Here is a 23,034-nt window from a genome sequence, read left to right on the forward strand (position 1 = left end):
TTCAACATAGGTAAAAGACTATATGTCGATCACATTCAAAGATTTAGAGAACTTCATTGCCGTTGCTCATTCACGTACTTTGTCTGAAGCTTCGGAAAAGTTAGAGATGGCCCAGCCGTCTTTGTCCCTCGCTATCAAGAAGCTGGAGACTGAATTAAACCTGCCACTCTTTATTCGTGGAAGAAATGGGATCAAGCTTACACCTCAAGGACGAATGATCCTTCCTGAGGCCCAGAGCGCTTTAAAACTGCTGTTTAAGATTAAGGGAGCTCCGGTTAACTTATCTTTTAAGATCGGATGCCATCCTTCAGTTGGAATGTTCTTATTAGGACGATTTTTAAAATCAATGAATCAGTTTTCTTCTAACTTAAGCCTGTCAGTTGTTAACGGGTCTTCAGCTGAGATTAATAAGAAAGTTGCCGAGGGAGAAGTGGACTTTGGACTGGTGATGAACCCGCTTCCGATTCCAGGTCTGATCACAAAACTGATTGGTGAAGATGACGTTGCAGTGTGGGAGTCGAGTAAACGCTATAGCGACCGTTTGATTTACAATCCGGATATGATCCAGTCTTCAGCGATCATTTCCAGATGGAAAGGAGTGCCGGTCGAGCGAATTGAAGTGGCCAATCTTGAACTCATTGCCAATCTGGTAGAGTCAGGAGCAGGGCTGGGGATTCTTCCTTCTCAGGTAGTTAAAGCTCAACGTCTGGGACTTCATAAGGTGGAAGGAACTCCTTCTTATAAAGACCGCCTGGCCTTGGTTTGTTACCCCGAAATTATTAAGTCTAAAGAAGGGAAGATCATTTTTGATGAACTCAAGAAGTCTTTTATCCAACTATAGCTTTTTACCTATATTAGTTATTCGAAGCATTGATTGTGTAATAATGAGCTAAAAGCTATTTAGTACGCATGAAAGCAATTTATTATAATATTTTTGGACTAGGACATATCAATCCCACTCTGCCTGTCGTTAAGGTCTTGAAGGAAAGTGGGGTTGAAATCATCTACCACTCATCACCTGAGCGTCGCGAGCTGATAGAGTCTGCTGGTGCAGAATTTATCAATTACGGATACGACGACTACAAAGCTTCTGATTTTAATCCAGGACAAAATTTTGTTTTGCAAACCATTCCGGCAACGGTTGGGCTCCTTCCATTTTTAACTGAAGAGTTTGAAAGAGTTCGTCCGGATTTTATTATCTACGACTCTATGGCGATTTGGGGTTATGTCCTAGGACTTATTTATAATATTCCTGCTTTTTGTACAGTGACGACATTTGCTCTTAGTGAAGAAGCAAAGCAGGAAATGTTCAAAAAACATGGAGTGGTGATAGATGAAGCGAACTTGCGCTCAATAGAATACTTAAAAGAAAAATACGATATTGAACTCTCTTTGAGTCAGTGTTTGGGTGCTTATGGAAAACATAATATTGTTTTTACCTCTAAAGATTTTAATCCGCCAGTGAAAGAAGATTTTATATACGCGGGAGTCGTGGCCAAAACTAATCAAGAGAACACGATATTTTTAATCGGGGTCTTAAAAGAAGTAGCAAAAAACAAAAAAATTATCACGATGGCCTTCGGAACGATTCTTTTGAAGCAAGACCCGGAACTCCTTTGTCTCTATAAGAAACTAATAGAGGCCTTTGCTGACGATGCAAACTATCAGCTTGTTTTAGGCGTTTCTTCAGAGGAGAATGTAAGGGCCTTGGGGGAACTTCCTGCCAACATTTTAGCATTTCCGCATATCCCTCAAATTGAAGTTCTAAAATACACTGACTGCTTTATTAGTCATGGTGGAATGAATAGTATCAATGAGGCCCTTCATTTTGGCGTTCCTTTGGTGGTCATTCCCTATAACAATGATCAATTTGGAAATTCTAAACGAGTGAATGATTTAAAGCTTGGTATTGAATTAAAAAAAGAGGCCATTTCAACGGAGTTGTTAAGACAAGCTGTTCTTACAGTCTTAGACAATGCCGAGATACAGAAAAATGTGAAGTTAATGAGTAAGTCATTTACTTCATGCAAAGGATTGGATGGAATTGTTAACTATATTAAAGATAATCTCTTCGACCATAGATCACATTAGCTGTGACTGCCTTTAAACGAGCAGGAGATTGGTGTCCATCGGCCAGAAGTAAACAGTTAAGCCCAAGTTCTCTGGCCACTTCAAAATCATGGATGGTATCGCCAATGAGAATTGTTTTTTCCGGCCTGAGATCAGCGTGTTTAATTAATTCCATACCACGTGAAATTTTTCCAGAAGCGTAGTGATCATTAACTCCAAATCTTTCATTGAAGAGATGATCGACTTTAAAGTGGGTCGTGATGGAGTCGAGATGCCATTGAGAGACAGCAGAGAGAATAAACTGATTTTTTGTTTTTTTAATTTCTTCCAGAAGGTTTGCAGTTTCTGGAAATAAGGAAGAGTTAAGAACGATGTTGAGATTATAGTCTTTTACGTATTGGTCTCTGATTTCTTCAAACGTATTTTTTTCAAGATCAAGACCCAGATGAGAGTAGTATTTTCTGACAGGGAAATCAAAAATCTCTCTATACTTTTGGGCCGTAATAACTGAGGCATTGTACTTAGGAAGAAGTTTATTAATACAGGCAACGGCCGTATCGACGTCGTCAATCAAAGTGCCGTTCCAGTCCCAGATGATATTGTCGTAGTTTTTTACGAATTCTAAAATTTGGTGATTCACTTCTTTAAAATTGGCCATAGTCAGTCTTGGTTAAAGGACGATTCTCAATAATCTACTGAATAAATTGATCATCGTCAAAAGGCCAGGCCTGAAACCTGGCCTTCGCTTTTTAGTAATCTGTATATCCGGCCTCATCATTAGCATAAATCGTCGCCATATTCGTTGGCGTAAGAGGAATGTCCTCTCTTAACTTTCTAGCTAAATCTGGGTTTGAAATAAAACTCATTCCCCATGAAGCCGCAGTCGCGCGACCTTCTTTAATTAAAGTTTCGGCCGTTTTTTTATCTAAACCTTGGTTGATAATATATGGACCACCAAAGGCCTCTTTAATTTTATCACCTAAATATCCTGGACCTTGCGCTTCTCTTGAGAAAATAAAAGCTAATTTTCTTTTTCCCAACTCAGACGCCAGGTATGTGAATGTCGCTTCAGGATTTGAGTCTCCCATGGTGTGAGAGTCCATGCGAGGAGCGATATGGTATCCAACATTTTGTGGATGCCACACAGTCGTAATAGCATCGACAACTTCTAGTGCAAGTCTTGCTCTGTTTTCAATACTACCACCGTACTGGTCTGTTCTTTTATTTGTACTGTCTTGAAGGAATTGATCAAGCAGATATCCGTTAGCACCGTGAATTTCTACACCATCAAACCCAGCAAGTTTTGCATTAAGAGCACCAACTCTATAGGCCTCAACGATGCCAGCGATTTCTGAAGTTTCAAGAGCGCGTGGAGTGACATAAGATTTTTCAGGACGGACTAAACTGACATGTCCAAGGGCCGCGATCGCACTCGGTGCAACTGGAAGTTCACCATTTAAAAACATCGGATCAGAAATACGTCCTACGTGCCAAAGTTGCATCACGATGATTCCACCTTTTGCGTGAACAGCTTCAGTTATTTTTTTCCAACCTTCAACTTGTTCCTGTAACCAGATTCCTGGAGTATTTGCATAGCCCACACCCATTGGCGTGACAGAAGTGGCCTCAGTAATAATAAGACCTGCAGTCGCTCTTTGAGCGTAGTACTTGGCCATAAGATCATTGGGAAGTCTTTCAACTCCTGCACGCGCACGAGTAAGAGGTGCCATAATAATTCTGTTAGCTAATTTTAAATTTCCAAGATCGATTGATTCAAATAGTACTGACATATGTTTCCTTTGAGATATGTGGATTCTAGTCTTGTCATCTTAATCCTAATTTTAAAAATAGGGAATGTTGTATAGGGGAATGTTAGTGGCAACGATTCTGTAGTCTAGTAACAGAATTGTGCCTAATTTGAGCAGAGGAGAAGTAAACTCGAGGTAACTTGCTAAGTGAGAATTGAATCTCTGCCATTGTAGAGAGTCGTAAAATTTCTATTTTAACGGGGCATAATAGGAATTTTTTACTAAAGAGCTTTTGTTACCAATTTGTTATCTACTTAACATCAGAAGCATTCTGCTCCAGTAAATGTTGGCATGAATTATGTAATAGTAATGATGTGAATAAACCACTGGAATGGAGCTACTATGAATATTCAAATCAACACAGACAATCACATTGATGGAGGTCAGAAATTTTCTGATTATGTAAGCGGAGTTGTCTCATCAGCATTTCACCGTTTTAGTAATCAGCTTACTCATGTTGATGTGCACTTTAGCGATCAAAATAGTTCGAACAAAGCTGGATCGAATGATAAGCGCTGTATGATTGAAGTCCGTATTACAGGAAGAAAATCAACTGCTGTCACAAGTGATGCAAGTTCAATTGATGAGGCGCTGATCGGAGCAACTGAAAAAATGAAACACTCTATCGAGAGCACTCTCGGTCGAGCTAACTACTAGAAAGGAAAATGTATGGACACTTTAGAAGACTTAAGAATTAAGAGTCAAAAAATTAGAGAAAGAATTGAACAGATCGAGTTGGAATTAAGACAACCGCTTATGACCAATCCTGATGACAGCGCAGCTGAAGAGGGAACTCGTGAAGTCACATATAGACTTTATCAGGTTGAAAAAGAAAACTTAGCAAAAATAGAAGCTGATATTTTAGAATTAGCATAAAAAAAAGGGCGATTTAAATCGCCCTTTTTTATAGTGAAACTAGAAGCCTCTTAAACGATTTTCGATAACTGCCTTATAGATCATTTTGTCTTGTGTTGTAGCTGTTGGAGCAATGATTTTTCTTACTTCAGCTGCATTTCTAAAACCATTAGCTAATCTTTTTTTATCCAGAGCTGTAATCTTATTCTTTAGAATATTGAATTCTTTCTGGCTCATTTTAGGTTCTAGTACAGTTTGAATCATAACAACTTTTGTTCTTTCAAGTTCATCTGTAAGAGCAGTATGTTCAGCGTGAGCTTTTTCTTCAAGTGCCATTAGCTTTTCTTTTTGTTCAGCAGAAAGAGATGAAGCTGCAATTTGCTCCTTAATTGTTCCTGTGATTGATTTTGTTTGAGAAGATGGAACTTCTTTAATTTCGTTTTCAACTTTTTGTTCAGTTGCTTTATTGTGAGCACAGCTTGAAATAATCAAGGCAGCTGCCAGAGTTGTTAATAGAGTAAGGTTCTTTTTCATACGATCTCCTAATAAAAGTTATGAAACTAATATAGTCGATAATAAGAGAAAAAGAAGAGAATAATATTCCGAGTGTAATGCTCGGGATACCTTAGAAAGGTGGATTGGTGATTAATTTGGCGCAAGCGGCAGGACCATCTGCGGCCCATGCAACCCCATAGTAGACGTTCATTATGTAGACGAAGACATCAGAACCAGAATAAAAACTTCCGCTTTCAACATCGAGCATCTGCAGGTTCGGCCTGCAAAGAAGCCCAAGGGTTTTCCTGAAAGCACTTGTGTCCGCACCGCCATCAAACATTATTTTCATATGTTGAAATTGAGCTTCATAAGTACTGCGTGCAAAAGAAGTAACTCTTGTTTGAGTAGGATCAGTAAGTTCTGTAATCAGGAAATGGTAATTCCAGGTTAAGGTCGTAGCGTAATCAACCTGATGAAGCCCAGCTTGAGAGTGGTTTAGAATAAAAGTGTCGTAATCAATCGCTGTTGGATGGCGTTGGTAATAGACATATTTATCAGACAAAGTCATAGATGTGAAAAGGTTGTTCGTAAATCCGACGGGAACTAACGTATCCCAGTCATCATGAATAACAAAAAGTGAGGCATCAAGCGATGCTAACTCTGGCCTTGAATACTTATCGTATCTGGTAGGCTGGCCAGCGAGTGCTTCAGTCGCTTTATCAAGACGTCTTTTATAAGGATCAAAAAAGGCCACATACTGAGCTCTCTTCGTTACGTCTGTAGTTAGTGTAGGAATTGAATCCATGTAAGCGGAAAGTGCTTTTAAATCACTTACAGGATAAGACAGAGATATGGTTTTTGGTTTTAAGTTGTAGTTTGTAGCAGCGGCCTTTGATCCATAAAGAACCCCAACGCCACCCCATGAGCCGCTATAAATACCAATCTTAGTTTTATCGACTACCGTTTTTGAATTTAAAAACCTGTACCCATCAACAACGGCCTGAACATCGCCGGCCACAGTTGTTCCAGAATAATAGCGTCCATAGACAATTAATGTGTGAAGCTTATTTGATGTGAACAAAGACATATTTTGAGCAGCAGTTAAATGCGAGATAGGTGTGTTGGCAATTTGCGAAGAAGTAGCAACGTTATAATAAGGCCCGTCTTCATCAGGTTGTCCGCCGGAAGCGAGAGCTGACCATTTGGTATCTATAGCTTCACCACTCCAGTCAATACTCTCGTAAGGATAATAAACAATGACGGCCCCCGCAGTCGTATTAGTATCGTTAGGAATCCATTGCATATAAGTCGGAGTGTTGGACCCTGAAGTGGCCTTAATTAATTGGTATGTATGCGTGCCACTTGAAACATAACTTTCATCAGAAAGAACTGAGCTTGTAAATTGATCAGGGTCTACAACTGGGCCTGCTGGAGTGTCTATTTCTGTTGGTGTTGGTTTAGACGTAAAATTTAACTTACATGAAGTCACAAAACATAGGAGTGAGATAACTGTAATAAGCCTTTTCGTTGTCATGTAAGTCTTTTCGGACTTACAAAACAAAAACTGAAGTATAGGGCCTTCTTAACAAAGAGGGTGTTTACCTAAACTTGCTGATTAGGCAGTCTCAAGACAAAACAGGTGTTTGGAGAGTCGTTATCCAGGAAAATTTCTCCTAGATGGTTCTTAATAATAGTCAGGGAAAGACTTAATCCAAGTCCAGTCCCTTTACCAATCTCCTTCGTTGTGAAGAATGGTTGGAACATTTTACTTTGAGTTTCCAGAGGAATCCCATTTCCACTATCAGTGATTTTAATTTCCAGGAAGCTGCCATTATTTTTAGCAGAAATTCTGATCCATTTATTATCACCAGGAAGAGGATCCACGGCATCGATGGCGTTGTTAAGAAGATTTAAAATGACCTGAGAGATTTCAATTTGTCTTCCTTCAAAAACTAAATTGGGGTCTAGCTCATCTTTGATCAGTGTAATCGAATGGTGCTTAAGTCTTTCTTTACAGAAACTCAAAATATCGTCGATCAAATGATCGAAAGAAACAATTTCAAAAGGATCATTTCGTCCATCGCGCGAGAAAGTTCTTAATCCTTGAATGATTTTAGAAATGCGATCAACAGTAGAATCAATTTTCGATATTCCATTTTTAAAGATGGTACTTTCATCAGTCACATTCTTTTGCATCTGCAGAGCAGTCATTTTAATAATCGCCAGTGGATTATTAATTTCGTGAGCGATACCGCTGGCCATTTCACCCAGTGAAGCCATCTTGTTTGACTGAATCATCTGCAACTGAATTTTAAAGCGTTCAGTAATATCCTGAGTGGTTCCGATAATCTTAATAATTTTTCCGTTCTCATCCAGGATAGGGCGACCCTGTTGACTGACTTCGCGAATTTCTCCATTCGCTCTGGTAATTTTGAAGTCCAGGAAGAATGTTTTATGTTGAGCTATCGTTGCATCCAGCTCTTTTTTAACTATGTCGTAATCAGTAGGATGGACTTGTTGAATGAGTTCCCCAAGGTTGAGTTCAGAGCCTAATTCAAGACCAAAGATGCGATAAAATTCATCAGAAGCAATGACATTATAATTTGCAACATCAAGCTCCCAGCTACCGATATGGGCAAGTTCCTGAGCTTCAGATAACTGCTTGGCGCGCACTTCAAGTTTTTCTTTTGCGATATCTCTTTCGCTGATGGCCTTCTCTAAGCTCTCAGTCATTTTGTTAAATGAAATCGCCAGCTGAATAAGCTCATCTTTTGTATCGAGTGGAGAAGTGATTTCAATCGGCGTCGTCAGTGTTCCTTGCTCTACACGAATCGTTCCTAATTTTAAAACTTCAATGCGTTTTAAAATTTCTTTGGCGATGGAGAATGTAATCCAGACGGCAAAGATAAATCCCAACATGGTGATGGTGAAACTTACGTAGAAGAGCCATGATGTGGCCCAACGAACACCCTTACCTAAAACATTTGAGTACTGTTCTTCTAAGTAAGTTAATTTTTTATTGAGTTCATCAATTTTTAACAGGTAGGCATTGGCCAATTCAGGAGTCAGTTTTTTTTGCTGAACGAGAGAGTGAATTTCTTCGGCCACATCAATTAACTTTTGAACTTCGGCATCGCCTAAAGTCCAAAAACCAATAGATTGTTTGAAGTAACCTATATTTTGAAATCGTTTGAAAAGCTTGGCAACATCACGGGTTTCATCAGGATAGTTTTTTGCTTGAATAAGTCCGGCATCAACTTTTAGATAATCTGTATCGTCTTTTAAAAGTTCTTCGCGAACAATGCGATCACCGACAGGAATTTTTACGTTCTCTAAAAATAATTGGTATTCTTCATCGCGCAGAGTGCTGGTGTACCTTGCTAAAAAGTAAGTCGCATCTTTTTGTCCCTTCGAATAAAAAGCTTCTCCGGCCACAAAAGCACGCACTGTCGAAAGAGTGCTCATGACGAAGTAATTCATTCCCATTAAAACAATAATGAGTGTTGAAAACACCAAAACAATGTGAATAAGTTTCCTTCTAATTGACAATGACAAACCCCAGCAAAATCGTAAACGCATTTTATGTAAGCAATGAGTTAGAGTCAAGTATTAGAGACAAAATAAGAATCATAGAAACATGATGAAGAATTATGATTTTCTTTCAATGCGTTTGTATGAAAAATAATCACTGTAAGTGCCTTATTTTTGTCTCTTATAGATCATCGCAATATGAGGGAGATCTGCCTCGTAAAAAACCTCTCCTTCTGAAGTCCATCCCAGTTTCTCATAAAAGGCGGCAGCTATCGTTTGCGAATGCATATAAGGCGTAAGATTAGGGTGCGCGCTTAGTGCATGCTCAAGCATTTTTTGCATCAGGTTTCGTCCAACACCAGTACCTCGATAGTTTTTTAAACAGGCAATTCTTTCGAATTTAATAGTGCTGTCTTTAATTCTTAAACGTCCGGCCGCGGCAGGAATACCGTCCACTTTTGTGAGGAAATGCTCACAGTTTTTTTCATACTGATCCACTTCAAGCTCTTCCGGAATATTTTGTTCGATGACAAAAACGTCTTTTCTAATTTTGACAGCAGCAAGGTATTCAGGAGAATTAAAAGTCACCATTTTTGTCTCGGTCATAAAGTCATATCCTCTTCTTTAAATTTAAAAATCCAGAACAGATAAAGCAGGCTTGGGATGATAAGAACTAATCCGACAATCAAAGCAACGACTAATTGAAAGAGCGTGGCCTCAGGAGCTGCTGTATTTTGCATTGTCAGGTTTCCCGTGGACATTGAAATAATGGTGGGGGCCTGAATAAAGAAAAACCCAAGTAAAATAAAAACCACCTGACCGACAACCAGGATTCGTCGGTGTAAAAACTTCAAATGTTTTCTAAAGACTTCCTGACAGCACCAGAATAGAGTCGCCAGGATCATCATGATAATTGAAAATGTATTCTGGAAGAATTTCTGCATTAAGAAAAATCCTTCATACTGGGCAGTAAGAAAAACAGCACCACCACTTAAGATGACTGCGATATTGGCGATGAGAGATCTTTGTCTAAAATAATTTTTGATCAGTAAGTTGTCCGTTTCTCCAATCAGAAATGAAGAAGCAAGATAAGTAAAAACGCTGGCAACAAAAATTCCTACTGAAAGACAGAAGTAATTAAACCAGGGATGAATATAGAGATCGTAAACAGTCTGTGCAGTGGGATCGATTCGGCCTAAGATAACGGCGCCGGCGATAATCCCCAGCCATAAGCTAGTCCATAAACTACTTAGTGAAAATATTCTGGTGTAGAGTTTGATCGGTCTTCCTTCAAAGATGTCGTAGTGCCTGAAAGTGAAGGCCACTCCACGCAAGACAATTCCCATGAGCACAGCAACTAATGGCAGGTGAAGATGGGTTGAGAGAATGAGAAATAATTCCGGAAATCCATTAAAGAGAATCACGATAATTAAAATGAGCCAGATGTGATTAGCTTCCCACACGGGACCGATGGCCTTATTGATGATATGTTCGATTTCGGTATCGATTTTTCTAATCTTGTTGGGTTTGAAAAATTCTAGAATACCAGCCCCGTAATCAGCACCACCGAAAATGATGTAGAAAACTAAAGCAATAAAAGAGATGACTTCAATGATGTTAATCAACATTAGTGTCTCCCTGATAACTTTTTATCAAGCGGTACAGAAGGTAAGTGCAGGCACCACCAACGATAATGTAGAGAACAACAAAAAAGAGAAAGTGAAAACCTAACCCAGGCACAGTGCTGACGGCCTCTTTAGTTCTCATAATATTGTAAATGATCCACGGTTGTCTGCCGACTTCTGTAACCGTCCATCCAGCTTCAAGAGCTAAAAATCCAGCGGGGATAAAAGCAATCAGGGTTTTTAAAAGCCATTCCGGAAGTGGGGCGCGTTTTAGCTTGTAAGAATAGTATAAGAAAATTGAACCAACTAAAATAAGTAATGAGCCCAGAGCAACCATGATTTGAAAGGCCACATGGACAATGAGAACAGGAGGCCAGTCTTCCTTGGGAAAATGATCCAGACCTTTCACCTCAGCATCGAATGAATTAAAAGCTAAGAAGCTCAGACCACCAGGGATTTTGACTGCGTAATCGACTTTTTCGGTTTCCATATTGGGAATACCACCGATAACGAGTGAAGCTCTTCTTTCTGTTTTGAAGTGCGCTTCCATGGCCGCCAATTTCAATGGTTGGTTTTCTGCGACTTTTTGCGCCGATAAATGTCCACTGAACGGCTGAAGAATGGCGGCGATCGCTCCAAAAGTTAAAGCAATCTTTAAGGCCTTCGCATTGAGAACAGTTTTTTTATTTTTTAAATAGAAGTAGGCATGAATTCCACCAACGGCAAATCCAACGGAAACGAAAGCGGCAAGACTCATATGCAGTGCTTGTTGAAACCAGTGTTTGTTAAACATGGCCGCGACGGGATCAATATTGATTGCTTTTCCATTCACCCAATCAAATCCTGCAGGAGTATTCATCCATGAGTTGGCAGCAACGATAAAAATACCTGAGAGTAATCCTGAAATCCCAACCATGAGTCCTGAAAACCAATGGACCCATTTAGGGATGCGATTCCATCCGTAGAAAAAGATTCCGATGGCGATGGCCTCAAGAAAAAAAGCGGTCCCTTCCCATGAAAAAGGCATACCGAAAATCGGGCCAGCATGTTTCATAAACGCCGGCCATAAAAGACCCAGTTCAAAAGAGAGGACTGTTCCGGTGACAGCACCCGTGGCAAATAATATCGCGACACCTTTTGACCACATCTTAGTGAGCTTCAAATAAACAGTGTTGTTGGTTTTTAAATAAAGGTAGTGGCTTGCGGCCATAAAGAATGGCATCACCATTCCGATGCTGGCAAAAATAATATGAAAGCCTAATGAAAAGGCCATGGTTCTTCTTGCTGCTAGCAAATCATTTGTAAAAAATTCCATTATTGTTTGTTCTTGGTTGAAAACGTCAATGGATTAAAGCGACCCTAATTTTATTCCCCTGAATTTGATATGTAAAATGAAAGAGGAGAAATTAATTTTCTTTGCAGATGAAAGATTTAAGTGGGTGATCTAATGAATTCCATACTTGAGTAAAGTAAGTTTCAACGTCTGCCATTGTGACTTCTTCAAGCGTTGCTGGTTGCCACTTTGGGCTTAAATCTTTATCGACTAGAAGTGCTCGTACACCTTCTGGAAAATCAGCTCTTAGAGAAAACTGAACAGAGAGATTAAGCTCTGAGCAAAAGACTTGTTCAAGGCTTAAATTTTTTCCTCTTTTAAGTTGTTCGAAGATCACCATGGCCGAAGTGGGAGAGCCTGCTTTAAAACTTTTATATCCGAGGGCCAGCCATTCATCATGCGCTGATTCACTCGCGAGAAGATCATTAAATTCTTTGACTGATTTTATTTGTGACAGTTTTTTTGCGAAAGAAGCATGCTCTTTTACTGGTGAAGAAAAGTTGGAGCTATTTAGACTTTTAAAAATTTGATCTAAGAGAATTTTATTTTTCTCAGAGTTCTCCTCCCATTTTTGCGTCATCATTTTTTCAAGGACAACATCTTTTAATTCACTTGATAAGAAGTGATCAGCAAGGCCCAGGTAAAGAGCATCTCCTGCATTCATGCGAGCACCGGTTAATCCAAAATAATCTCCCCATCCGTCAGGCATGCGGTTTAAAAACCATGTGCCGGCGACATCGGGGTAGAGACCAATGGTAATTTCAGGCATCGCCAGTTTACTTTTTTCAGTGACAATCCTGTGACTGGCACCAACTAGTAAACCAATTCCTCCTCCCATGACGATACCGTCGCCCCAGGCAACGATAGGTTTCGGGTAAGTGTGAATGGTGTAGTCTAATGTATACTCTTGAATAAAAAATTCCAAAGCGTCGCTGGAGATTTTTCCTTTTTCAGTTTTAATTAAAGCTTGATAAAGACGGCGGACATCACCACCGGCACAGAAGGCCTTTTCATTTCCTTGTAAAAAAACGCAATGAACGTTGTTGTCTTTTTTCCATTCATTAAGTTGGGCCGTCATAGCAAGCGCCATCTCAAGACTGATGGAATTTAAACTCTTGGGAGAGTTAAACGTTATGATTCCAACGCCATTTTTAATTTCTGAAAGAATGATATTTGTCATAGGGGAAGTTCCGTTTAAATTTCAACTTACTTAGTAATCATATTTTGCAAATAGTTAAAGTCAAGTATTCACGAATGACTTTGGTTTTTTATTTATCTCAGTTAAAATAACCTAAAACGTTTAGAGGAGTTTCTCATGTCAGAATTTTTTCAAGCAGGCCCGGTTCTTCGCAATCAATTTGATGATGATGAACTTTTGAAATCATATCTCAATGAAAAGCTTCCGACCAAAGTTAAAAAAGAGATTACCGATGACTTAAAACGTTTTGGCGATAGAGTCGTAAGCGATGTTCTTGAAATGGCAAAGAGTGCAGAGGCGAACCCACCACAGCTGCAACAATTCGATGCATGGGGAAATCGCATTGATAAAGTTGTTGTCGATAAAGGATGGACTGATCTGCATAAAGTAAGTGCAGAAGAGCAGATTGTTAAACTCGGATATGAAAGAAAGTACGGGCCCCACTCTCGCATTGTTCAATTTGCAAAATTATATTTATTTCACCCTTCAAGTGCTTTTTATTCATGCCCATTGGCAATGACGGATGGAGCGGCAAAACTTCTTGAGCTTTACGGTGGTGAAGCCTTTAAAAAAACGTTCAATCATTTAACCAGCGATAAACCAGATCAGTTCTGGACTTCAGGACAGTGGATGACGGAAAGAGCTGGTGGCTCAGATGTTTCGAATTCAGAAACGATAGCTAGAAAAATTAATGGAGAGTGGAGACTCTTTGGTACAAAGTGGTTCACTTCAGCAATCACTAGTGAAATGTCGATGGCCCTGGCAAGAATCGAAGAAAGTGATGGAACGACTGTCAAAGGCAGCAGAGGGCTTTCACTTTTTTATATTGAGATCAATAAACCAGATGGATCTTTAAATAATATTGAAGTGCTTCGCTTAAAAGATAAATTAGGAACCAAAGCTCTTCCTACTGCTGAATTAAAATTAGTGGGAACCAAAGCAACTCTGGTTGGAAATGTTGGAGAGGGTGTTAAGCAAATCTCTTCAATGTTTAATGTGACCAGACTTTATAACTCAGTCACCTCAATTGCAGCATTCAGAAGAATTCTCACACTCGCAACTGATTACTCATCTAAGAGAAAAGCTTTCGATAAAGTGATCGGGCAACATCCTTTAACCGCTTCACTTTTAAAAAATGCAAATGCAGATTTTCAAGCATGTTTTCATTTTACTTTTTTGATTGCTGAAATCTTTGGTAATGAAGAAGTTTTTGAAGTTAATAATTCACTGAATTTAAATCGTGAAGATCTAAATCGCATTCTAAGACTTCTGACTCCTGTTTTAAAACTTTATACAGCAAAAAGAACTGTTCAATGGACTAGTGAGCTTCTGGAGGTATTCGGAGGAGTTGGATATATCGAAGATAGTGGTATCCCAACACTTTATAGAGACAGCCAGGTTTTTTCTATCTGGGAAGGAACAACAAATGTTCTAAGTTTGGATTTACTGCGTGCTTTGAAAAAAGATCAGTCATGGCCGCTTTTAGTTCAATTCTTGAATGCAGAATTAAGTCGTACAACTGATTCTGATTCAAAAAAACAAGTTGAAGCAGAACTTAAAAAATTAAATGAGTGGGTGATGGCAACATATAAGTTAGGTGATGAGGGCCTAGAAGCTGAAGCACGTGAAATGGCATTTAAGATTGGTAATCTAGTGTCAGCAGTCTCATGGCTTCGTGGAGAAAGTGTTGATTATGAACTACTTAAAATTTTTATGAAAAAACATTTTTAATTCTAGATAAATTTGAGGGCGCTTAATTGGGTCATTTCTTAATCAATATCTCTTTATTGTAAGATAATACGAGCAGTACGTTTAATGAAATTTTGCATAAACACTCCTTTATCCGCGTTAAGCTCTTGATAATCTTAATATTAATATTTGCGAAATAAGACAATCTTAAAAAAACAATTTTATCAATAAATGATATTTACAACGAAAAATATCTTCGTTACGCTTTTTTTCTCTAATACTTTGTCGTGCAAGGATCGCTTTATGACATCAATTAAAATTGGATACAGCTTATCGTTAACCGGGGCCTTCGCAGCATACGGTCAATCAGCTTTAATTGCTCATAAGATTTGGGAAGAAAGAGTGAACAAAAAAGGTGGGCTCTTAGGAAAAAGAGTTCAACTGATTTGTGTTGACGATAAATCTAATTCTTCACTTGTTGCCGATATCTATAAAAATCTTATCGAGGTAGAAAAAGTTGATTTAGTGATTGGTGGGTATGGAGTAAATTCTGTGGCCCCTGCCATTCAAGTGGCCCTTGAGTATGATAAATACTTTGTGAGTCTGATGGGAAAAGTGGCCAATTCATTTAACTGTTTTTCAATGATTCCTATAGGGGTTAAGCCAAATACAACTCTTGCTGAAAACTTTTTTAAAACCGCTGCAAAAAATAGCTCCGTTGCTATTATCTCGGCCGATGCTGAATTAACGAGAAATTCTGTTCTTGGAGCAAGAGAGAATATCGCCAGAAATTCTCAGCGAATTATTTTTGAATACAATTACTCTCTGGCGACATTTGATTTTTCATCTCTGGCACAAGAATTATCTGATTTAAGGCCGGATGTGATTTATATCGCTGCTTATTCTTCTGATGTCTTGGGAATTATGAAAGCGATTAATGAAATTGGGTTTCATCCTAAAAAAATTGGAGCTTCTGTTGTCGGGCCTTTGGGTCTTCGAATTGTTTGTTCTGGTATAGAAGAATTTATGGAAGAGTATCTTTCTAAAACATCTTGTATTGAAGCAGATATCTTGGGCTACTATCTGGCCCCTCAGGCCTATGCTCAGTTGCAGATTATTGAGCAAGCTGTAAAGGCCACGAATAGCTTAAATGATGCGAAATTAATAGGACACACTCACGAGGCGCTTTTTAAAACAGTCCTTGGTGATATTAAGTTTGACAGAAATGGTGAATGCGCGGCTCCACAGATGGTTCAAGTTCAATATCAAAATGTTATTACACATGATATAGAGCAAACTGCAATTTAGTCATAAGTTACATCAAGTGAACTGTAGAATTTCTCATTACAACTGGAAATAAAACAGCTACTCTAAAGGTCAAATTCAATCAAGATTTGTATCTTCTAGGGAGATCGTATGAGCTCAGATGTCTATTCATTTAATCTAAAAACAATTACTGGTGAAAATAAAAGTCTTGCTGATTATAAAGGGAAAGTTCTCTTGATGGTTAACGTTGCTTCTAAATGTGGATTAACTCCTCAATATGAAGGATTAGAAAAAATTTACAAAGATTACCACGCAAAAGGTTTAGAAGTTCTAGGTTTTCCAGCTAATGAGTTTTATGCTCAAGAGCCGGGATCAGACAATGAAATTCAAGATTTTTGCCGTTCAACTTACGGAGTTGAATTCCCAATGTTTTCAAAGATCGTTGTAAAAGGTGAAGGGCAACATCCACTGTATAAGTATCTTACAGAAACAAAAAAAGACGCCGTCATCCTTGAAGGCGGAAGCTTAATGTCGTTTTTAGAATCAAAAAATCTTCTTACGGGGAATACTTATGACATTAAGTGGAACTTTGAAAAATTCTTGATCGATAAAAATGGGAAGGTCGTAGGGCGTTTCGCTCCGGATATCGATCCACAAGATCCATTACTTGTTAATGAAATTAAAAAGGCCTTAGAAGCTTAACGATGATGAATAAGATTAAATTTGAAGAGCTTGCAGTAGAATTTTTAGAGAAGTTATTTAAGACTCTCGCGGATTCAAAGATTGAGATTGCCCCTCACTGGGACATAGATCATTTATGTTACCGCGTAGACTCTCTTGATCGTTATGAAGAATTAAAAACTCAGTTTTTAACCTTCGGACACCTGCTGATCGAAAGTGATGTCAATGGACGTCCTATTGCAACCTTCAAACTTAATTCGCCTATTGTGTTTAAAGAATGGTCTATTGATGTGGTTGAGCTTCCAGCTCCTAAACCATCAAAACCAACCAAAGAAGGCTTCGAGCATATTGAAGTTGTCTGCGATGAATCCTTCAGTGATCTCGAAATAAAATATAAACATTTAAAACTCGATCTTGGCGGTCTGAAAAAAGATTTTAATCAAGAGTTCGAAGTAGACTTGGGGGAGAGGAACTTAAAGTTTCACCATATGTCTTTAGAGTCAGTGATTAGAGTTGAAGAAAATAAAAAGATCTTTGGTGCATTAGAGGAATCAAAAATTCTAAAAAACTTTAAGAAGTATATGCCCTTTGTTGCAGGGACATTTCCTTTAGGAGTTTATACAGAACAATCAGATCTTGATATTCTTATGTATGCAACCGATCTTAATGAACTCAGCAGTGAATTAAAAAGAGAGTATGGACATTTAGAAGGATTCACTTCAGAGCAGCTGAGTGTCGATGGACTGGAAACTTTAATTGTTAATTTTAATCTGTATAAAGTTCCTTTTGAAATTTTTGCTCAAGATAAAGTTGTCCCCAAACAAAAAGCTTATCTGCATTTTCAGATTGAAGAGCGCTTATTAAAATTAGGTGGTGAAAAACTAAAAAAAACAGTCATCGAAAAGCGCAAGAATGGATTGAAGACTGAGCCAGCATTTGCCACAGGTCTAGGGATCAAAGTTGATGCCTACAATGAATTGCTCTTGCTTCAAAAAGTAGCTGACTCACAACTTAGAAAGTTTTTGGAGTCAATTTGATACCATCGTGTAAATTATCAATGTTAGAAAATTCTCGCTGAAATTTAGTAAATCATTTACCAACAAGTCATGTGCATTTTAAATTTTAACTAGATGGGACCTCATCTCTTTCCTCAGTGTTGTAAAAAACAAATTTTAGAGGAGCTTATTTCTTACAGCAGTCAGCACAAAATATCATCATGCAAAAAATATCTTAGTTTTTTAGTACAGTGGCATTTATGATTAAGTCTAATGGTTGTTGATCAACCTAAGACGACTAAGATGTGCAGAGAACTATGAAGAAATTAATTTATCTGATCATTTATTTTTTACTCTCAATCGTATTTTTTATCCTGTCTATTTTTGAAAAAATCCTCAAACCCATCTCTAATAAAATCCGTAAAAAGAAAAATCCTGCTGACAATGAATTTCATTGATTCACGGAATGACGAAGGATAAGCTTTTTAGGAGCTAAGATCTCTCATTTTTGAAGCGAGAACTTTATGAATAAACAAGCAGATTACGTCACTGTCGTTCACCATTACAAAGCACCACCAAAAGTCATCTTTGATGCATTCTTAGATCCCCAAATTGCCTCACAGTTTTTGTTTGCCACTCCTGCTGGAGAAATGGTGAAAGCTGAAGTTGATGCCAAGGTTGGCGGTAAATTTACTTTTGTTGATAGAAGAGCAGGGGAGGATATTCTTCATACCGGAGAGTACCTGGAAATTAAAAAACCTCATCGGCTTGCTTTTACTTTTTTAGTTCCACAGTATTCATCAGATTCAACGACAGTTGAGATTGATATTTTTGATGTGAATGATGGCTCTGAAGTCACACTCAAACATTCTGGCGTCCTGGAAGAGTATAGAGAAAAAACCAGAGATGGCTGGGGAACTATTCTTAAAAAGCTTGGCGAATTAATTAAGGCCTAAAATCCTTTCTCACCCATAACATAAGCTGCTTTAAGATATTTTATTATTTTATCATTTGAAGTCGATTTCATATCGCCATATCTGGTAACTTTAACAGGCTTCACTCCAATGAAATCTAAAACCCCTAGCTTTATCATTTTTACGGCAGAATCACCGCGGAGCCATTGCGTCCACCAGGAAGGTCCGTCGCTTGTCACTACGAGGTGACCACTTTTTCCTTGGAATAACTTATCCCAGTAAATTGAATTAGGACGATATTTAAAAGCAAACCCCGGAAGCATAACTCTATCAAAGAAGCCTTTTAGAAGCGCAGGAGGGCCGGCCCACCAGATCGGAGTAATGATGACGATGTGATCAGCGGACATCATTTGTTCTTGTGCTTGGATCAGGTCTTTTTCAAGCGGCATAACAATTTTATAACCATTTTCTAAATTAGGATTAAACTTTAGGTCTCGAAGCGATATCCTGGTGACATTAAAGTTCCTGGCAGCGCCTTGGTGATATGAGCTGGCCCATGAGTCACTAAAGCTTTTATTTCTTGGATGTCCATCGATGATAAGAATATTTTTTTTCATGAGTCATCTTATTCATTATTTTCTTTTTTCGAAACTCGCTTTTTGATACAGTCATTTCATTGGGAAAAATAGAAAAAAATCCAAGGTACTCACTTTTAGGATCATTAATGACTAAACAAACAACGCTTCAAAAACGCGCACTTGTCACTAAGCAAAGTATTATTGAGGCAGGGCTTTTAATTCTTAGCGAAGAAGGTGCCGTTAATTTTACAACTAATAAGATCGCTGAACGTGCAGGAGTGAGCATTGGATCACTTTACCAATATTTTTCAAATAAAGAATCTATGCTGAATTTAATCCTGTTAAAAAGATATGAAGAAGATATGAAGTTTCTTTATAACGAAATTACAATAATGGAAGCTTTAACAGGTTCAGAATTTTTAAACAAGCTGGCGGATTTAATCTGGCATAGACTGTTAAGTTCACGCGAGGCCTGCAAAACGCTTTTCATAGCTCCTCAGAATTTGAAAGATCAACTCGAATTGATAGAGTCGAGAAAAGTCATCACGACAATGATTGCAGAGAAGTTAAAAGTTTTTTATCCTGATGTTGAAAATCAATCTCTAAGTTTAAAATCCACATTGATTACAGAATCATTTTTAGGAATTATGCAGACGATAACTTATTCGGATGAATTGTATGAAATGAATCATGTGATGTTAATTGATTATAAGAAGATGATTCAAGCACTTTTTAGTAAATAAGGCCTGTGAGTGTTAGGACTACAGGCCTTATCTTAAGTTATGTTAAAACAGGAATGGTCGCTTCTTTTGGATCTGTCTTCCAGCTATAAAGCGCCACTAAAATACTCACACCACTGATCGCGGCAGCTGCCCATGCAATCCCCGTAAGACCAGGGCCATGATCGAGAACTAAACCACCAACCCACGCACCTAAAGCATTCCCAAGATTGAAAGCGGCAATGTTTAAAGCAGAGGCCAGAGTCGGAGCATCAGCTGCACTTTCAAGAGCACGCATTTGCAAAGGAGGAACAGTGGCAAATCCAGTGACTCCCAGAAGGAAAACTAAAATCACGGCCGCTGTCTGATACTGACTGAATAATCCAAAACCAATTAAGACTAAGGTTAAAGCAATCAAGCTTCCAGTTAAAGTCATCATTAATTTTTTATCAGCAAACTTCCCACCTAAAATATTTCCAAAAACTAAACCTACACCAAATAAAAGTAGAATTGGTGAAAGTGCCTTTTCAGGGAAACCTGAAATTGTTGTCAGGATAGGAGCAATGTAAGTAAAGACAGCAAATACTCCACTAAATCCTAAAACGGTTAACAATAAACTGATCATTACTTTAGGTTGAGTCACAGCTTTTATTTCATCTTTAAAGTTAATATTAGTATGCATCTCTTTTGCTTTAGGAACATAAAGAGCAAGGGCCAGCATAGCAATGGGGCCAATGGTTGTGACGGCCCAAAAAGTTGAGCGCCATCCATGCATCTGACCTAACCACGTTCCAAAAGGAACACCAAGAATATTGGCAATCGTAAGACCGGTAAACATTAAGGCAATCGCCATAGCTCTTTGATTTGGTCTAACTAAACTTGTCGCAACGACTGAACCAATTCCAAAGAATGTCCCGTGAGCAAATGATGTGACAACTCTGGCAATCATCAGTGTCCAGTAGTCAGGAGCGATCGCACAGACTAAGTTACCAATGGTAAAGATCGCCATTAAGGCAATCAATGCACTTTTCTTTGGAAGCTTAGAAGACAGTAGAGATAAAATCGGAGCACCGATGGCCACACCTAAAGCATAACCACTTACCAGCATTCCAGCTGAAGATAAACTGACTCCAAGGTTCTCACTCATTTGAGGCAAGAGACCCATGATAACAAATTCCGTTGTACCAATACCGAAAGCACCTATCATCAGCGCATAAATCGCCAAGGGCATTTTTGATTCTTTATTCATATTACTTGTCCCATGTTGGAGCAAACGGAGGATTGGCAATTCGAGATCCATCGTCTAAGCCAGCAATCATTGAAAGCTCTTTTTTACTAAAAGAAATTTCCGGGAAGTTTAAATTGTTTTCTAGGTTCACTCTTTTCGTTGAAGAAGGAATGATGATCAGGTCTTGTTCGTGTAGCCATGCCAGAGCAACGTCAGCTGCACTAATTCCATGCTTTTCACCAATCTTAATTAGTGTCTCATCTTTCACAACTTTCCCATAAGCAAGCGGCATATAGGCCGTAACCATGATGTCTTCCGTATTACAGAAATCAATAAGTTTTTTATTTTGTAAATAAGGATGGACTTCTACTTGATTCGTAAAGATCTCTTCACTTCCTAAAATCTCAATCGCTTTTTTTAGCTCAGCAATCGGGAAGTTTGAAACTCCTATTTCTTTTGTAAGTCCTAAGTCTTTTGCTTCTTTTAAAGCAAGAAGGGATTCTTCAAGAGGGACTGCCTGATTAGGCGAAGGCCAGTGAATAAGAGTCAGGTCTACATAGTCAGTTTGTAACTTCTTCAAACTTTCTTTTAAGCTTGGAATCAGTTTTGCTGCCGACAAATTTTCAGTCCAGATTTTTGTAGTGATAAAAATCTCTTCTCTGGGAATATTGCTTTCTTTGACGGCCGCACCAACTTCAGACTCATTTTCATAGATCTGAGCTGTATCAATGTGACGGTATCCAATTTCAAGTCCCATCTTAACTGAGTTAAATGCGACTTCGTCTTTTAGTCTGAATGTTCCGAGTCCTAATACTGGTATGTGCATATGTTTTCCTTGGTTACTTTTTCTATAAGATGAGTTTAATGCATTCGGTGTTGCCAATATAGACAAAAATTGGCAATTTATAATTGATTTAAAGTCAACAATCAGACAGGCATTAATGAAAACAACAACTGATGAATTACAGACATTTATAGCCATCGTAGACGCCGGATCTATTACGGCAGCGGCCGAAAGACTAGGGCAAACAACCTCAGGGGGCAGCCGAACATTGAGTAGGCTGGAAAAGAAACTAGATACTACACTTCTGATGAGGACCACTCGAAAAATCCAGTTAACTGAAGACGGAAAAGTTTTTCTGGAGCATTCGCGCTCCATCGTTAACGCTTTTGATGAAGCAGAAGAGGCCGTGACGTCTCATAGTAAAACGGCCTCAGGACTTTTACGAGTGGACTCAGCTTCTCCTTTTATTCTGCACTCGATTGTTCCTTATATGGACGAGTTCACAAAACTATACCCAGGCATAAAACTGGAACTGCATAGTTCGGAGAGGATTGTTGACCTGGTGGAAAAAAGAATTGATGTGGCCATCAGAATTGGAAACCTTCAGGACTCCACACTGCATGCAAAATCTCTTAAGCCGAGTACACTTCGAATTCTTGCTAGTCCTAAGTATCTTGAGAAGTATGGCACGCCAAAAACAGTGGAAGATTTAGCAAAACATAAACTCATTGGTTTCACTGATCCTAAAGAACTTAATTACTGGCCGCTAAGAACAGCGAAAAGTGACACCTATATTGCCAATTGCCATATCAATGCTTCGAGTGGAGAAACAATTTTTCAATTGGTAAAACGCGGAGTAGGGATTGCGTGTCTTTCTGATTTTATGACGATGCCTGATATTGAAAAAGGAAGTCTAGTGCAAATATTAAAAAATCATACAGTGGATTCAAGGCAGCCTATTCAAGCAGTCTATTATCGTAACACTCAACTCTCGAGCAGAATTACACTCTTTATTGAATTCTTGCAGAAGAAATTAAAAGCTTAACCGAATATTATTCTAAATACTTTTCAAGTGTCATGTACAGTTGGTGTTCATGGTCATTGCTTTCCCCTCTAAGATTTGGCAGAAAATAAATTGTTTTAAATAATCTATCTTTACGTATGATCTTAAATTTTCCATTGGAAGATATTCATTTCATTGGCGAGCTAAATTCAATCTTCAATTCATCTTCAGTTAAGCAAGATTCACTTTAGTATTTATATAG

23 protein-coding genes are annotated in these 23,034 nt (G+C 38.5%); 11 read left to right on the top strand and 12 right to left on the bottom strand.

The features are described from left to right. Positions 1-22: 22 nt before the first annotated feature. Together SHI21_RS07565 and SHI21_RS07570 are read left to right on the top strand one after the other, a co-directional pair. Positions 23-841, top strand: a complete 819-nt coding sequence (locus SHI21_RS07565) for a LysR family transcriptional regulator (protein WP_323575723.1) — start codon at positions 23-25, stop codon at positions 839-841. Between the two features lie 68 nt (positions 842-909). Then, the gene (locus tag SHI21_RS07570; RefSeq protein WP_323575724.1) at positions 910-2,091 is read left to right on the top strand and encodes a nucleotide disphospho-sugar-binding domain-containing protein; all 1,182 of its coding nucleotides are present in this window, start codon (positions 910-912) and stop codon (positions 2,089-2,091) included. Here the strand turns inward: SHI21_RS07570 and SHI21_RS07575 are convergent. Together SHI21_RS07575 and SHI21_RS07580 are read right to left on the bottom strand one after the other, a co-directional pair. Next, positions 2,057-2,728: an HAD family hydrolase gene (locus SHI21_RS07575; protein WP_323575725.1), complete on the bottom strand. Its 672-nt coding sequence runs from the start codon at positions 2,726-2,728 to the stop codon at positions 2,057-2,059. The genes SHI21_RS07570 and SHI21_RS07575 overlap by 35 nt on opposite strands. A 91-nt stretch (positions 2,729-2,819) precedes the next feature. Then, positions 2,820-3,860, bottom strand: a complete 1,041-nt coding sequence (locus SHI21_RS07580) for an alkene reductase (protein ID WP_323575726.1) — start codon at positions 3,858-3,860, stop codon at positions 2,820-2,822. A gap of 360 nt (positions 3,861-4,220) precedes the next feature. On the opposite strand from SHI21_RS07580, the gene SHI21_RS07585 reads away from it, so the two are divergent. Both SHI21_RS07585 and SHI21_RS07590 read left to right on the top strand, forming a co-directional pair. Beyond that, positions 4,221-4,535 (top strand): HPF/RaiA family ribosome-associated protein, encoded by a 315-nt coding sequence (locus SHI21_RS07585; RefSeq protein ID WP_323575727.1) that lies wholly within the window; start codon positions 4,221-4,223, stop codon positions 4,533-4,535. Positions 4,536-4,547: 12 nt separating this feature from the next. Further along, positions 4,548-4,754: a hypothetical protein gene (locus SHI21_RS07590; RefSeq protein ID WP_323575728.1), complete on the top strand. Its 207-nt coding sequence runs from the start codon at positions 4,548-4,550 to the stop codon at positions 4,752-4,754. Positions 4,755-4,793: 39 nt separating this feature from the next. Here SHI21_RS07590 and SHI21_RS07595 read toward each other — a convergent pair whose 3' ends face one another. From SHI21_RS07595 to SHI21_RS07625, 7 genes are all read right to left on the bottom strand, one after another. Beyond that, the gene (locus SHI21_RS07595) at positions 4,794-5,267 is read right to left on the bottom strand and encodes a hypothetical protein (protein ID WP_323575729.1); all 474 of its coding nucleotides are present in this window, start codon (positions 5,265-5,267) and stop codon (positions 4,794-4,796) included. Between the two features lie 91 nt (positions 5,268-5,358). After that, positions 5,359-6,762, bottom strand: a complete 1,404-nt coding sequence (locus SHI21_RS07600) for an alpha/beta hydrolase family protein (RefSeq protein WP_323575730.1) — start codon at positions 6,760-6,762, stop codon at positions 5,359-5,361. 68 nt (positions 6,763-6,830) lie between these two features. Then, positions 6,831-8,777 (bottom strand): sensor histidine kinase, encoded by a 1,947-nt coding sequence (locus SHI21_RS07605; RefSeq protein ID WP_323575731.1) that lies wholly within the window; start codon positions 8,775-8,777, stop codon positions 6,831-6,833. A 150-nt stretch (positions 8,778-8,927) separates the two neighbouring features. Next, the gene (locus tag SHI21_RS07610; RefSeq protein WP_323575732.1) at positions 8,928-9,365 is read right to left on the bottom strand and encodes a GNAT family N-acetyltransferase; all 438 of its coding nucleotides are present in this window, start codon (positions 9,363-9,365) and stop codon (positions 8,928-8,930) included. Further along, complete coding sequence (locus tag SHI21_RS07615) at positions 9,362-10,387, bottom strand: cytochrome d ubiquinol oxidase subunit II (RefSeq protein WP_323575733.1); 1,026 nt, start codon at positions 10,385-10,387, stop codon at positions 9,362-9,364. Before SHI21_RS07615 ends, SHI21_RS07610 begins: the two co-directional genes overlap by 4 nt. Further along, positions 10,377-11,699 carry a cytochrome ubiquinol oxidase subunit I gene (locus SHI21_RS07620; protein WP_323575734.1) on the bottom strand — a complete coding sequence of 441 codons (1,323 nt, stop codon included), beginning with the start codon at positions 11,697-11,699 and terminating at the stop codon, positions 10,377-10,379. Before SHI21_RS07620 ends, SHI21_RS07615 begins: the two co-directional genes overlap by 11 nt. Before the next feature lie 91 nt (positions 11,700-11,790). Next, a complete protein-coding gene (locus SHI21_RS07625) occupies positions 11,791-12,897 on the bottom strand; it encodes an enoyl-CoA hydratase/isomerase family protein (RefSeq protein WP_323575736.1) in 1,107 nt (368 codons plus the stop codon). 135 nt (positions 12,898-13,032) lie between these two features. On the opposite strand from SHI21_RS07625, the gene SHI21_RS07630 reads away from it, so the two are divergent. The 5 genes from SHI21_RS07630 to SHI21_RS07650 all read left to right on the top strand — a co-directional run bounded on the left by SHI21_RS07630 (position 13,033) and on the right by SHI21_RS07650 (position 18,502). Continuing rightward, positions 13,033-14,646, top strand: a complete 1,614-nt coding sequence (locus tag SHI21_RS07630) for an acyl-CoA dehydrogenase family protein (protein ID WP_323575737.1) — start codon at positions 13,033-13,035, stop codon at positions 14,644-14,646. A gap of 261 nt (positions 14,647-14,907) precedes the next feature. Then, entirely contained in the window at positions 14,908-15,912 is a 1,005-nt protein-coding gene (locus tag SHI21_RS07635) for an ABC transporter substrate-binding protein (protein ID WP_323575738.1), read from the top strand. A gap of 108 nt (positions 15,913-16,020) precedes the next feature. After that, entirely contained in the window at positions 16,021-16,572 is a 552-nt protein-coding gene (locus tag SHI21_RS07640) for a glutathione peroxidase (protein ID WP_323575739.1), read from the top strand. 2 nt (positions 16,573-16,574) lie between these two features. Continuing rightward, positions 16,575-17,588 carry a VOC family protein gene (locus SHI21_RS07645; RefSeq protein ID WP_323575740.1) on the top strand — a complete coding sequence of 338 codons (1,014 nt, stop codon included), beginning with the start codon at positions 16,575-16,577 and terminating at the stop codon, positions 17,586-17,588. Between the two features lie 482 nt (positions 17,589-18,070). After that, positions 18,071-18,502 (top strand): SRPBCC family protein, encoded by a 432-nt coding sequence (locus SHI21_RS07650; protein WP_323575741.1) that lies wholly within the window; start codon positions 18,071-18,073, stop codon positions 18,500-18,502. On the opposite strand, the gene SHI21_RS07655 is transcribed toward SHI21_RS07650, so the two are convergent. Next, positions 18,499-19,077: an NAD(P)H-dependent oxidoreductase gene (locus SHI21_RS07655; protein WP_323575742.1), complete on the bottom strand. Its 579-nt coding sequence runs from the start codon at positions 19,075-19,077 to the stop codon at positions 18,499-18,501. The two genes, SHI21_RS07650 and SHI21_RS07655, sit on opposite strands and share 4 nt — an antisense overlap. A gap of 107 nt (positions 19,078-19,184) precedes the next feature. Here SHI21_RS07655 and SHI21_RS07660 point away from each other — a divergent pair, with 107 nt between their 5' ends. Continuing rightward, positions 19,185-19,781 (top strand): TetR/AcrR family transcriptional regulator, encoded by a 597-nt coding sequence (locus SHI21_RS07660; RefSeq protein WP_323575744.1) that lies wholly within the window; start codon positions 19,185-19,187, stop codon positions 19,779-19,781. A 37-nt stretch (positions 19,782-19,818) separates the two neighbouring features. On the opposite strand, the gene SHI21_RS07665 is transcribed toward SHI21_RS07660, so the two are convergent. Both SHI21_RS07665 and dkgB read right to left on the bottom strand, forming a co-directional pair. Continuing rightward, positions 19,819-20,988 (bottom strand): MFS transporter, encoded by a 1,170-nt coding sequence (locus tag SHI21_RS07665; protein ID WP_410198816.1) that lies wholly within the window; start codon positions 20,986-20,988, stop codon positions 19,819-19,821. A 19-nt stretch (positions 20,989-21,007) separates the two neighbouring features. Further along, complete coding sequence (dkgB, locus tag SHI21_RS07670) at positions 21,008-21,811, bottom strand: 2,5-didehydrogluconate reductase DkgB (protein WP_323575746.1); 804 nt, start codon at positions 21,809-21,811, stop codon at positions 21,008-21,010. Positions 21,812-21,926: 115 nt separating this feature from the next. Between dkgB and SHI21_RS07675 the strand changes: the two genes are divergently transcribed. Then, positions 21,927-22,814, top strand: coding sequence for a LysR family transcriptional regulator (locus tag SHI21_RS07675; protein WP_323575747.1), 888 nt, complete (start codon positions 21,927-21,929; stop codon positions 22,812-22,814). Positions 22,815-23,034 lie beyond the last annotated feature (220 nt).

Origin of the sequence: Bacteriovorax sp. PP10 (assembly GCF_035013165.1) — a bacterium.
In the GTDB taxonomy this organism is placed as follows: Bacteria; Bdellovibrionota; Bacteriovoracia; order Bacteriovoracales; family Bacteriovoracaceae; genus Bacteriovorax; species Bacteriovorax antarcticus.